The organism is Oscillibacter sp. CU971 (genome assembly GCF_905219725.1).
Lineage (GTDB): Bacteria > Bacillota > Clostridia > Oscillospirales > Oscillospiraceae > Oscillibacter.
The window spans coordinates 1-12291 of the sequence record NZ_CAJMXG010000082.1 but is presented as its reverse complement, the minus strand read 5'-3'; the positions used below and the strand labels follow the sequence as shown (position 1 = coordinate 12291).

General features: G+C 63.2%; 9 protein-coding genes and 1 tRNA gene. 5 read left to right on the top strand and 5 right to left on the bottom strand.

Annotated features, from left to right (window positions below):
* Positions 1-189, top strand: a 189-nt coding sequence (locus tag JX325_RS07575) for a hypothetical protein (protein WP_204790547.1), incomplete at its 5' end; no start/stop codon positions are given.
* 422 nt (positions 190-611) lie between these two features.
* Here JX325_RS07575 and JX325_RS07570 read toward each other — a convergent pair.
* Both JX325_RS07570 and JX325_RS07565 read right to left on the bottom strand, forming a co-directional pair.
* A tRNA-Ala gene (locus tag JX325_RS07570) sits at positions 612-687 on the bottom strand.
* A 127-nt stretch (positions 688-814) separates the two neighbouring features.
* Entirely contained in the window at positions 815-997 is a 183-nt protein-coding gene (locus tag JX325_RS07565; protein WP_204790546.1) for a hypothetical protein, read from the bottom strand.
* A gap of 128 nt (positions 998-1125) precedes the next feature.
* Here JX325_RS07565 and JX325_RS07560 point away from each other — a divergent pair, with 128 nt between their 5' ends.
* Both JX325_RS07560 and JX325_RS07555 read left to right on the top strand, forming a co-directional pair.
* Positions 1126-2196 (top strand): bifunctional histidine phosphatase family protein/GNAT family N-acetyltransferase, encoded by a 1071-nt coding sequence (locus JX325_RS07560; protein WP_204790544.1) that lies wholly within the window; start codon positions 1126-1128, stop codon positions 2194-2196.
* A gap of 283 nt (positions 2197-2479) precedes the next feature.
* The gene (locus tag JX325_RS07555) at positions 2480-3436 is read left to right on the top strand and encodes a calcium/sodium antiporter (RefSeq protein WP_204790543.1); all 957 of its coding nucleotides are present in this window, start codon (positions 2480-2482) and stop codon (positions 3434-3436) included.
* Between the two features lie 230 nt (positions 3437-3666).
* Here JX325_RS07555 and JX325_RS07550 read toward each other — a convergent pair whose 3' ends face one another.
* Both JX325_RS07550 and JX325_RS07545 read right to left on the bottom strand, forming a co-directional pair.
* Positions 3667-4335: a P-II family nitrogen regulator gene (locus JX325_RS07550; protein ID WP_243413980.1), complete on the bottom strand. Its 669-nt coding sequence runs from the start codon at positions 4333-4335 to the stop codon at positions 3667-3669.
* A 39-nt stretch (positions 4336-4374) separates the two neighbouring features.
* On the bottom strand, positions 4375-5886 hold the full coding sequence (locus JX325_RS07545; RefSeq protein WP_204790542.1) for a DUF1538 domain-containing protein: 1512 nt from the start codon (positions 5884-5886) through the stop codon (positions 4375-4377).
* Between the two features lie 251 nt (positions 5887-6137).
* On the opposite strand from JX325_RS07545, the gene JX325_RS07540 reads away from it, so the two are divergent.
* Positions 6138-7301: a DUF4317 domain-containing protein gene (locus tag JX325_RS07540; protein ID WP_204790541.1), complete on the top strand. Its 1164-nt coding sequence runs from the start codon at positions 6138-6140 to the stop codon at positions 7299-7301.
* A 33-nt stretch (positions 7302-7334) separates the two neighbouring features.
* Here JX325_RS07540 and JX325_RS07535 read toward each other — a convergent pair whose 3' ends face one another.
* Entirely contained in the window at positions 7335-8345 is a 1011-nt protein-coding gene (locus JX325_RS07535) for a hypothetical protein (RefSeq protein WP_204790540.1), read from the bottom strand.
* A 2107-nt stretch (positions 8346-10452) separates the two neighbouring features.
* Here JX325_RS07535 and JX325_RS07530 point away from each other — a divergent pair.
* The gene (locus JX325_RS07530) at positions 10453-12168 is read left to right on the top strand and encodes an FtsW/RodA/SpoVE family cell cycle protein (protein WP_204790538.1); all 1716 of its coding nucleotides are present in this window, start codon (positions 10453-10455) and stop codon (positions 12166-12168) included.
* The last annotated feature ends 123 nt before the right edge of the window (positions 12169-12291 follow it).

Sequence of the window (12291 nt, the reverse complement as noted above, 5' to 3'; positions counted from 1 at the left end):
GTCCAACAAATCGGACAGGAAAACGGGAAACGAAAAATCGGGTCGGATGTGTCTCGCTATGGATGCGAACGCAGCGCTCTCCCAGCTGAGCTACGAGCCCAAATCGGCGCTTTTTATACGAAAAAAGTTGCAGAATTTGGATTTCTAAAATATTCGATTTTCAGGGGAAAAGTCCAACGGATTGACTGAAAAACGGGGCCACAAACCTGGGTCGGATGTGGCTCGCTATGGATGCGAACCGTACGCTCTCCCAGACTGAGCTACGGGCCCAAATCGACAGTTCCAATGTCGGAACACAAAAATAAGCAATATGAAATTATAAGTGTGGCAGAAAACTTAACCCTTTGCTCTCCCAGCTGAGCTACGAGCCCAAATCGGCACTTTTCGTGCGAAAAAAGTTGTGAATTTTGGATTTCTCAAATATTCGATTTTCAGCGGAAAGTCCAACAAATCGGACAGGAAAACGGGGAACGGAAAATCGGGTCGGATGTGTCTCACTATGGATGCGAACCGAACGCTCTCCCAACTGAGCTACAGGCCCAAATACGATAACAAAAGATAGGTCATGAGAAAAGCCTTGGAAGCTGAAGTTCCAAGGCTTTTCTCTGTCCTGGTGGAGATAAGCGGGATCGAACCGCTGACCTCTTGAATGCCATTCAAGCGCTCTCCCGGCTGAGCTATACCCCCAGGTGTTCCGCATCAGAACAGTGATTATAATAGCAAAGACCGCCCGAAATGTCAAGGGGATATTTAAGAAATTTCAAAAAATTTTTCCAGGCCGGAAACGGGGCGGGGAAACCCCCGCCCCGCCGCCTCAGCGCATGTCGCGGGCCACGCTGTCCACCGCCTGGTCCACCGCCGTGCCCAGCTTGTGGATTCCTTGATCCACCTGCTTCTTCACGGTCCGGCGGCTGCTCTGGGGGGCCATCATCCCCGCCACCGCGCCGGCGGCCATGCCGGCGCCGATGCCCAGGAAAAACCCGGTGCTCTTCTTCATCTTCATTCACTCCTTTTCCGTGCCCCCACAGTTTGCCCGCCGGGAACGAAAAAATCCCCCGGACCATTTGCCAAAGCCCGCCAAACGCGGTATACTATGGAAAATCAATTTTTCCGGGAGGAACCGCCATGACCATCATCTACCTCATCCGCCACGCCGAGGCGGAGGGCAACCTCTACCGCATCGCCCAGGGCCAGCACGAAAGCAGCCTCACCGACCGGGGCTGGCGGCAGGTCCGGGCCCTGGAGCGCCGCTTTGCGGACATCCGCATCGACGCGGTTTACGCCAGCGACCTCTACCGCACCCGGGCCACCGCCACGGCCATCTACCGCTCCCACGGCCTGCCCCTCCACCGTTGCCCGGGTCTCCGGGAAATCTGCGTGGGGGACTGGGAGGGCCGGACCTGGGGGGACATCGCCCGCTCCGCGCCGGAGGCCATGGCGGACTTCGGCAGCCGCATGGACCGCTGGTCCATCCCCGGGGCGGAGACCCCGGCGGAGGTGCTGGCCCGGGTCAAGGCCGCCGTGGAGGACATTGCCCGGGCGAACCCCGGGAAAACCCTGGCCCTCTTCTCCCACGGCTACGCCATCCGCCTCCTGCTGGCGAACCTCCAGGGTATCTCCCTGCGGGACACCGGGGAGAAGTCCCCCACCGGGGACAACACCGCCGTGTCCCTGCTGGAGTGGGACGGGGAAGCCCTCCGGGTGGTGTGGCAAAACGACAACCGCCACTTAAAGGACCCTGCATACCTGGCGGGGGAGAAGCCCGGCCGGGCCAAGCGGGCCTTCGCCCTGGAGCCGGGGCTGTGGTTCCGTCCTCTGGAGGGCCCGGAGGCCGCGGAGCGCCTGGCCGCCGCCTGGGCGGAGGCGGGCGAGCAAGGGCCCGTCCCCTCCGCTTCCTTAACCCTGGAGGGCCTTTTGAACGAAGAGCCCGCGGGCCTTCTTCACCTGGCCCCGGAGACGGGGCAGATTCACCTGACCTACATCCGCCCGGACTGCCGGAGGCGGGGCCTGGGCGTCCAGCTCCTGGGCCAGGCGGTGCAGTACACCCGGGCCCAGGGCGGGGAAACGCTGTCCGCCGCCGCGGCCCCCGGCACTCCGGGGGAGGCGTACCTCCGGGACTGCGGCTTTGTCCCCCAGGGGGAGGCGGAGGGACGCCGCCTCTGGCAAAAGCCCATCAGCTTTGACCCCTCGATTTAAAGAACGCGCTAAGACTTTGTAAATTCCTTGTCCGCCCGCCAAATTCCGGCAAAGTTAGCGTTGACAAAACGTGTATGATTCCATATAGTGGTCTCACAGCTCATGGCTTCGTAAAAGGGAGTAGCTTACGTTTTCAACGTGGCGCGGCTCGTCATCACGATGGTTCACCGCCATCCGGGCCCGCTGAAAAGCGAGACTTTTATCCTGTGGGACAACTGCCGGGTTTCCGGCGCTGCCCCGGAGGATAGAGGTCTCGCTGAATTTTTGGAAAGCGGTGGATTGTATGGAAATTTGGATCACGGTTCTTTTGTTTCTCTTAGGCCTGCTCCTCATCATCAAGGGCGGCGACTGGTTTTTGGACGGGGCCGTGTGGATCGCGGAGGCCACCGGCGTGCCCCGGTTCATCATCGGGGCCACCATCGTCTCCCTGGCCACCACCCTGCCGGAGCTGACGGTCTCCCTCACCGGAACCCTCCAGGGGGAGGTGGATTTGGCGGTGGGCAACGCCGTGGGCTCCGTCACGGCCAACCTGGGGCTTATCCTGGGCATCTCCCTGGTGTGCATCCCCTCTGTGGTGAAGCGGGCGCAGTTCCAGCTCAAGGCCCTGCTGATGGTCTTTGGCGCGGCGCTGCTGCTGGTCCTCAGCCGGGGCGGCGTGCTGAAGGCCCTGCCGGGGCTGACGCTGTTTGTCATCTTCGGCGTCTATATCTGGAGCAACCTCCGGGACGCCAAAAGCGGCATGGCGGAGAACCGGGAGGCCCGCCAAAAGGGCCGCACCGTCTCCCGGCGGCAGATGGTGGAAAAGCTGTTCCTCTTTGCCCTGGGCATCACGGCCATTGTCATCGGCTCCCAGCTTCTGATCAACTACGGAAGCGAGCTGGCCCTGCTGATGGGGGTCCCCGCCAGCATCATCGGCGTCACCATGGTGGCCATCGGCACGTCCCTCCCCGAGCTGGTGACCACCCTGACGGCCATCGCCAAAAAGGAAGCGTCCATGTCCGTGGGGAACATCATCGGGGCCAACGTCATTGACCTGACCATGATTCTCCCGGTGTGCTCCGCCGTCAGCGGCGGGGCGCTGACCATCGGGGCCCAGACCACGCTGCTGGATATGCCCGCCTGCCTTTTGCTTTGCTGCGTGGCGGTGATTCCGCCCCTGGTGACGGAGCGGTTCTACCGCTGGCAGGGCGTTTTGATGCTGGGGCTCTACGCGGGGTATGTGGTGCTGCTGGTGACCTGATACTTTCTTGAAAGAAAGTATCCAAAGAACTTTAACACGCTCTGACAGTCTGGCGATAGACCGGGCCGGAGCGACGGCAACGAAAGAGGCCCGGAGCAAAACAGCGCCGGGCCTCTTTTCTCAATCTCAAAACGCCGCCGCTCCGGCAGCCGGGAAAACCCTCCTGCGGGGCCTGACCCCCTGGTCAGTCCATTCCTCCAGCCATGCATCGGCCGGCCCGAGGAGCTTCCTCACCCGTCCTCTTCCAGCAGCCGCAGTCCCGCCAGGTCCGTCACCGGCAGGGAGAAGACCACGGCCTGGGCCTTGGTATGCATCCCCGCCTGGGTCATGACGGCTTTCATAATGGGCTTCCGGGCCGCTTCCTTGGCTAGGATGAAGACGATCTCCTTCTCCGCCGCCAGGGACACGCCCAAGAACTTTCTCGCCAGCTCCGTCCCGGTGCCCTTGGCGTGGATGGTGGTGCCTCCGGCGGCTCCGGCGGAGCGGGCGGCGTCCATCACCTGGTCCGTGTGGCCCCGGTTGGCGATGACCACGATGAGCTCGTGGGTGATTTCCCTATCCATGTCGTCCTCCTCCCCCTGCCATGACAGCAGATAGTCCCTGGCCCGGGCCCCGCCTACGCTGGAAATGGGCACGGCCATCAAAATGCCCCGCCCCGGCACGTCCAGCCACAGCTCCCGGGCCGCTTTGCGCACCAGCCGCCCCGACCGGGGGGCCGCCAGCAGCAGCACCGCCTTCTCCGTGGCCTCCAGCCCCAGGTAGTCCAGCACCTCCGTGGCGGCGGTGCCCTGGCCCAGGGCCGAGAGCACCAGCGTGGCCCCCTGGGCCTGGAACCAGGCGGCGAACTCCCCGCCCCGGCTCCGGTCCGTGATGACAATCATGAGAACGGCTCTGTCCACAGGCGGGCCTCCCCTCTCAAAGCGCTTTCGCGCGTAAACTCAATACGCAAGGTCGATGATCTCCTCGTCCTCCGCCGCCTGGGCCAGCTGGGCCTTCAGCTTCCACTGGTAGGCAAGGCCCAGGAGCTGGATGGTCAAAAGCGGCGTCATGGCCACCANGGCGACGACCCCGAAGGCGTCGGTGACGATGCTGCNNCCCANGGCCTCGCAGGCCCCCATGGCGAAGGGCAGCAGGAACGTGGCCGTCATGGGGCCCGAGGCCACGCCGCCGGAGTCGAAGGCGATGGAGGTAAAGATCTTCGGCACGAAGAAGCTGAGGACCACCGCCAGAAGATACCCCGGCACCAAAAAGGCGAAGATGGACACCCCCGTCAGCACCCGCACCATGGCAAGGCCGATGGACGCCGCCACGCCGATGGAGAGGCTGGCGCTCATGGCCCCGCCGGGGATGGCCCCGGAGGTGATCTCCTCCACCTGGCGGTTCAGCACGTGGACCGCCGGCTCCGCCTGGACGATGAACCAGCCCATCAGCATGCCGGTGGGCACCAGCAGCCAGTTGAAGGGCAGGGCGGCGATCTGCCGTCCCAGGTACGTGCCCGCCGGGAGAAAGCCCACGTTGACCCCCGTGAGGAAGAGGGCCAGGCCAATGTAGGTATACAGGAGGCCGATGACGATCNTCCAGACCTTCTTCCGCTNCNGCCCCAGGGCGATTACCTGAAACNGGCCGAAGAAAGCGGCGATGGGGAAGAGGCTCTTGAAGACCTCCACGGCGTACTCCGGGAAGGCGGAGNGGAACAGGCCCCCCANCTCCCGGCTGTCCGCCGCCTGGGGCATGGCGGAGGGGCTGTAGGCCCCGGAGGCGGGGAACAGCATGGCCAGAATCAGCACCGCCAGAATGGGCCCCACGGAGCAAAGGGCCACCAGGCCGAAGCTGTCCTGTGCGGCGTTCTCGTCGCTTCGGATGGAGGAAACGCCCAGGCCTAAGGCCATGATGAACGGCACCGTCATGGGCCCGGTGGTGACGCCGCCGGAGTCGAAGGCCACCGCCAGAAAGTCCCCCGGCACGAAGAACGCCGCCAGGAGGAAGACCGCGGCGTAAGACCCCACCAGCAGCCACTGGAGGGAAATCTGAAACAGGATGCGCAGCAGGGCCACCACCAGGAAGGCCCCCACCCCGGCGGCCACGGCCCCGATGAGCACCGCGTTGGGAATGCCGGGGACCTGGGAGGCCAGGACCTGGAGGTCCGGCTCCGAGATGGTGACCACCACGCCGATGAGGAAGCTGACGGAGACAATGACCCAGACCTTCCGGGAGTTTGCCATGTGGGTGCCCACCTGCTCGCCGATGGGGGTCATGGCGGCCTCCGCCCCCAGGGTGAAAAAGCCCATGCCCAGAATCAGCAGCACCGCCCCCGCCAGGAAGGCCAGCAGCGCATCCACCGGCAGGGGGGCCACGGTGAGGCAGAGGACCAGCACAATGGCCGTAATGGGCAGCACGGAGGCCAGGGCCTCCCGGACCTTCTCGCCCAGGACGGTCTTGGTCCGGCCCATCCGGTCCCTCCAATGTCCAAGCCTGCCCACGCGCTCCGCCCCCTCTTGAAACGAAATTGGAAATATGGCCTATCTTAGCACAAAACCGGCCCCTTCCGCAAGGAATCCCGGAGTTCTTTACAGGAAATTTACACCTTTGGGCCGGGGTGAAAAAAGCGGTTGCATTTTCCGCCGATTTCCAGTAGAATAGATGTTTGACAACACTGTCGGAACATCCCGGCGGCTCCGCCGCCAAACTGCGAGGTAACGCTATGAACGGAAAAGAAGTCAGCGAGCTCCGCCGCCGCTTCCGGCCGGAGAAATCCGCCGTCAGCCGGGTTTACGGCTGCTATGTCAACGGCTCCAGCCGGGAGATCATCTCCTATCTGGACGAGTCCCTGGGGAACATGCCCCTGGAGGAGGCGNAGAAGTACTTAAGCCTTTTGAAAAAATCCCTCTCCGGCACCCTGGGGAAGCACCTCATCGACGTGGTCTTCTCCACCGCCCAGGTGATGGACAGCGACGAGCACCGCCTCCTCTCCGCCCTCCGGGAGTCCGGGCTGAAGGACGGGGAAATCCGGGAAACCTTCTACCGCGCCGTGATTGACGCCCTGGACATGGGGGACAGCAACTATCTAATCCTCCTGGCCCACGACGCCTACGACGTGCCCCGCCGGGGGCGGGACGGGGAAGCCGACCCCGACGGCTCGGACGAGGTTTTCTCCTACATCCTATGCAGCATCTGCCCGGTGAAGGCCTGCAAAATGGAGCTGGGCTATTTCCCCGGGGAAAACGAGTTCCACAGCTGCGCCGCCGGGCAGGTGGGCTCCGCCCCGGAGTTGGGCTTCCTCTTCCCCGCCTTCGACGACCGGGCGGCGAACATCTACAACGCCCTCTTCTACTCCCGGAAGCCGGACCAGATTCANCAGGAGTTCCTGGACGCCGTCTTCCGCACGGAGCCCCCCATGTCCGCCGCCGAGCAGAAGGAGGCCTTCCAGGGAGCCCTCTCCGGGGCGCTGGAGGGCGCGTGCAGCCTGGAGGTGGTCCAGGCGGTCCACGGGCGGCTGCTGGAGAAAATCGAGGCGAACCGCGAGGACAAGGAGGCGGAGCCCCTGGCCCTCTCCGCCGGGGAGATCGGGGGCATCCTCCGGGAGTGCGGCGTGGCGGAGGAGCGGGCGGCGGCCTTCCAGGCCCAGTGCGGCGAGGCCTTCGGCGGCGCGGCGCTGAACCCGGAAAACCTCATCGACGCCAAGCGCTTCGACGTGAAGACGGAACAGGCCACCATTTCCCTGGACCCGGCCTACAGCTATCTGGTAGAAACCCGGGTCATCGACGGGCGGAAGTACCTCCTCATTCCCGCCGGGGAGGACGTGGAGGTCAACGGCCTTCCCGTGGAGGTGACGGTGGGAGAGCCGGAGAGCGGCGAGAGCACATAAAAACGGCGGGGCCCCCAGGGGTCCCGCCGTTTGTTATTCAATGGCCGCATCCAGCAGAGAGTCCAGGCCGTCGTCCGCCGCTCCGGTGATAAAGTGGTCAAAGAGCCCCTCCAGCAGCTTCACGTAGTCCTCGGTCCAGCCGTTATGGCCGCTGACTCGGTGCAAATTGTCCTTCATTGCGGCCGCGAATTGGGCCGTGTCAAAGGGCTGGTTCGCCACACGGTACCATTGGTCCGCCGTCATGAGAGAATGCTTTTCGTATCCAACCGCAGAAATGCTGTTCGGATTAAAGAGATCTTCAAGCTGGACCTCCAGCATGGCGCGGTAGAGACGTGCCGATTCCCACCCCATCTTATTGTTTAGGACGCCGGTTTCTTGTAGTTCATTTTGCATTTTTAAAAAATCTATGGTTGTATTTTTGCCAGCATATTTCTCCCGAATTGCCGCTTCCCGTTCATCAAAGCTCATTCCATCGTAACCCAAAACCTTCATCTTAGCGTCAAAAACGACCTTGTCCGCTTTCTCCCTGCATGAACGGTCCAGGGCGGTTTTTTCCTCATAGGTCCATTCCGTATACGGTCTGCCGTCCAGTTCCACGCCCTCTTTCCAGGCGGCATTTATGGCGGGGTTGAAAATATGGCGCGTAACTTCGTCGCAAAACTGGTTATTAACCACACACCATTCTGCGGGTCCGGCGATATAGCCTTTAATGGCGATCATATCTCCCCCAAAGGCTTCATCATAGCGGTTCCAGATTTCCGCATAGATTTCCTCCGGACTCATGCCGGTGTAGTCGGCTTGCCGATCTATTTCCGCCAACTGCTTCAGCTTTGCTTGGGTTGCGTTGCTGACGGTAACACTTCCATAATACGTCCGCTCCGCCAGGGAAAACTCCGGCTCCGACCGGGGCTGCGGGGTGCTGGGGACGTAGCGATCCTGGGCTTTGGCCGTCTGCATCACCTGCCCGAAGGTTTTTGACGGTGTGGCTGAGGCCGTGGTTTTCCGGTATTCCGGGCGGGCCTGGAGTGCGTTTTCAATTCTCATGCCGGTTCATTCCTTCAATCGCATAAACTTGGCTTACGCCTGCAAATCAATTTCCCCACCGGCGGGGGCGGCGGGCAGCTCCTCCGGCAGCGCCATGGCGGCGCTGTCCGCGGCATACTGCTTCGCCACCAGCTCCATGGAGGGCTGGAAGGAAGAGGCCAGCTTCTGGGCCTGTTCCCGCAGTTCCATGTCCACGGCGGCGATGNGCGCCTGCATCCGATTGTNCACTTCCGCCTCCCGGAGATAGCCGGATTCCCGAATCCGCCGCATGGCCTGCTTGCGCAAAAGCTCCTGCTTCTGGCGGCGTGCCTCCCGGCTCCGCTTCTCCTGCTGTAATTTTTTCTGCCGGGCCTGGGCGACGCGCTCCCGCTCCAGGNCCCGGTTCTTCTTCCCCGCCCGCTGGACGGCCTTCTGGAGCTGGTTGATGGCGGCCTGAATCCGCTTGGCGTTGTCCGGGTCCGTCCGCTTGGCGCTCTGGAGGCGGACAATCTGCCGCCGGGCGAATCCGGCGGCGGCGTTGACCTCCGAGGACCGTTTCGCCCGGGCCAGCCGGGCGTACGCCGCCATGGGCGCGTCGCCATAGCGGGGCTTAGGCTTGATGGAATTGANTTTGTCCCGGGCGGCGTCGGCCTTTTCCCGGGCCTCCTTCATCATCTCGCAGATGGTGAGGGAGGCGTCCTCCTGTTCCCGGGAGGCTTCCGGGGCGCTCCGTTCCTGCCAGGAGGAGGCCGCGGAGGCGGCGGTGGTGTTCACTTGCATGCCGGACATGGCGGGGCCTCCTTTCGGGCCGCCCGGGGCTACGCCCGCAGGTTCATGCCCAGATTTCCGTATTGGGGGAAGCGGCTGAAATAGCCGCCTGGGTAGAGCTGAAGGTTTTTCAAAAACCGATTCGCGGCCTCCTGGGCCTTGCCGGACTGGCCGGAGAATTTCAGCAGAGCGGCCACGTTTTTCAAATCGTCCCTGGAAAAGTCATAGGTAAAGTCCNCACTCTCATACCGCCATGTCCCGCCCTCGTCCTTGCAGGCGGNCCAGGTGGTCCCCTTGGNGGGGTCTGTGGAGTCAAAGCCCGGCTTGGTGTAATCAATGAAGGTGGTGGTACCGTCCGGGTGCTCCATAGTCAGGGAGGTAACAAAGCCCGTCTTCCCGTTGTTCCCGCCGGACTGGTAGAACCAGCGGAAGTCCTTGGGCGGGGCCTGATCCGGGTCCATGACAAACTGGTCNTCCANGTTGAAGTGGTTGGACAGGGCGGAGTTGAAATTGTAATAGAGGTTCAGCCCCTTGGCCTTGTAGTCCGGGACGGAAACCGTCTCCTCCCAGCCCCGCTCCTTCGCCATGGCGGTAAATTTCTCCGTCAGGGCGAAAACGGCGTTCTCGCTCTGGAAGTAATAGTCCGAGTTGTAGTATTTCCAATTCCTCTGGGCGTTCATTTCCCCGGTGATGTACTGCTTTCCNTCGGCGTTGTTNCGGTTCACGGCCTCGTCCAGGACCATGCGGCGGAACTCGCCGTAAAAGGTCTCCTGAAAAGCGGGGCCCATCATGCCGCCCCATAGGGGCATGGGGTATCCCCGGTCCTTACAGGCGTCCATGAGCCGGTCGGAGAGGCTTTGGTAGCTATCGGCCAGCTCCTCCGCCGAAATCGTCCCGTCAAAAAACCTGCCGATGGCCGCCTCCGCCTGGCTGTATACCTCCCGCTTCACGTCGGAGATTACGGGGCTTTTGTCCATAGCGAAGTCGCTGAACTCCGCCCGGANGCGGTCCTTCTGCTCCTCCACCGTGGGGTTGAAGACCACGCAGCTCTCCTGGAATTTCCGGATCTCCTCCGGGTCCGTCACCTTCCGGAGCTGGNCCGTGGCGTTTTTAAACGTCCACTTTCCAAACTGTACATATTCGCCCAGGCTGCTTTTTACGCCTTCCATGGTTCATCCTTTCCGCCCGAGGAGAGCTTCGGGTGTACGTTATCTATAATTACTATATCGGCACNANGCCNAAAAAGTGAAGGGNGTGCCGGAAATTTTTGGCGCGCCCTCCCCTTGCTCCGATTTCCGGTAGATTTTTTCCGAAAACCATGGTATGCTGTACTATCATCTCTCCGAAAGGAGGCCCGTTCATGACCTTACCCGAGCTCCTGGCGGCATACCCCGCCGCCGGGACNTTCTATACCGCCTTCGTCCGCTTCCTCTTTCCCATCCTNGNGGGGGCCATCCTCTACCGGGCCGTCCGGTCCCTCCTCCGCCTCCCCCACACGACGGAGACCTGGGGCCAGCTCAGCCTCCCCGGCGGGGGCTCCGTGCCCCTCACCCACTGGGAGAACATCCTGGGCCGGGGGAAGAGCGCCGACGTGCGGCTGAACTACCCCAGCGTCTCCCGCCAGCACGCCGCCCTGTGCCGGAATGAGGAGGGGGAGTGGACCCTTTACGACCTGGATTCCAAGGGCGGCGTCCTCCTCAACGGCGAGAAGGTGGAGGGCTCCGCCCCCGTCAAAATGGGGGACTCCATCAGCCTGGGGGGCGTGCCGCTGCTGTTTTTGCCCCAGACCGTGGAGGAGCGGGAGGAGCTGGCGGAAAAGCGCCGGGCGGAGCGCCCCGCNGCCATGTGGCCCTCCTTCCTCTGGCTGACGGTGTTCCAGCTCCTGGCCTGCGTCCAGCTGATGGTGGCCGCCGGGGGAGAGGCCTCCCCCGCCGTTCCCCTGGCCTTTTTGGGGCTGACGGCGGTGATGTGGCTCTACGCCGCTGTCCTGCGGCTTAGCCGCTGCGTGGGCTTTGAGATGGAGACCATCGCCTTCTTCCTCTCCACCCTCTCCCTGGCGGTGACGGCCTCCAGCGCCCCGGGAAGCCTCTTTAAACAGCTCCTGGCGGTAATCCTGGGGCTGGGCCTCTTTTTGACCCTGGGGCTTTTCCTCCGGGACTTGGGGCGGGTTCAGCGGAACCGCTGGCTTCTGGCGGCGGCCTCCATCGGCCTTTTGGCCGTGACGCTGGTGCTGGGCAGCCGGAAGTACGGCGCGGTGAACTGGATTTCCCTGGGCCCCCTCAGCTTCCAGCCCTCGGAGATTGCGAAGATCTGCTATATCTTCGCCGGGTCCGCCACGCTGGAGCGGCTGTTCCGCAAGCGGAACCTNACCCTCTTCATCGTCCTCACCGGCGTCTGCGTGGGCCTTCTGGGGCTGATGAGCGACTTCGGCACGGCGGCGATTTTCTTTNTCACCTTCCTGGTGCTGGCCTACCTCCGCTCCGGGGACTTTGCCACCCTCTCCCTCATCTGCGGCGGGGCAGTGTTCGGCGCGGGGCTGATTGTGAAGTTCAAGCCCTACATTCTGGACCGCTTCGCCGCCTGGGGCCACGCCTGGGCGGACGCCTCCGGCCGGGGCTACCAGCAGACCCGCACCATGTCCGCCGCAGCCTCCGGGGGGTTGCTTGGCATGGGGGCCGGGAACGGCTGGCTCCACCGGGTTCCGGCGGCGGACACGGATTTGGTTTTTGGCATGCTCTGCGAGGAGTGGGGGCTGGTGATTGCCTTTTTCGCCGTGGGGGCCATCGCGGCCCTGGCGTTCTTCACGGTCCGGGCCTGCCGGGCGGGGCGGAGCAGCTTCTACTGCCTGGCCGCCTGTGCCGCCGGGTCGCTGCTGGTGTTCCAGACCTGCTTGAACGTCTTCGGGTCGGTGGACCTTCTGCCCCTGACGGGGGTGACCTTTCCCTTTGTCTCCAACGGCGGGTCCGCCATGATGTCCGCCTGGGGGCTGCTGGCCTTCTTGAAGGCCACGGACACCCGGGAGCATGCCAGCTTCGCCATCCGGCGTCAAAAACTGCGCTCCACTCCGCCCGGCTGAAAGCCGGGCATCCGTTCCGCTCCGTTTCCTCCGCCTCCTTCAAGGGGGAGCGGGCTCCCCCTTGAGCATCCCCCACCCCCTGCGGGGGGACGATGGACGGGAGACGATGGACGGGGGACGGAG

Excerpts from the sequence above, each read along its gene's own strand:
- JX325_RS07565 (WP_204790546.1), bottom strand. The coding sequence starts at position 997 with ATGAAGAAGAGCACCGGGTTTTTCCTGGGCATCGGCGCCGGCATGGCC.
- JX325_RS07560 (WP_204790544.1), top strand. The coding sequence starts at position 1,126 with ATGACCATCATCTACCTCATCCGCCACGCCGAGGCGGAGGGCAACCTC.
- JX325_RS07555 (WP_204790543.1), top strand. The coding sequence starts at position 2,480 with ATGGAAATTTGGATCACGGTTCTTTTGTTTCTCTTAGGCCTGCTCCTC.
- JX325_RS07535 (WP_204790540.1), bottom strand. The coding sequence starts at position 8,345 with ATGAGAATTGAAAACGCACTCCAGGCCCGCCCGGAATACCGGAAAACC.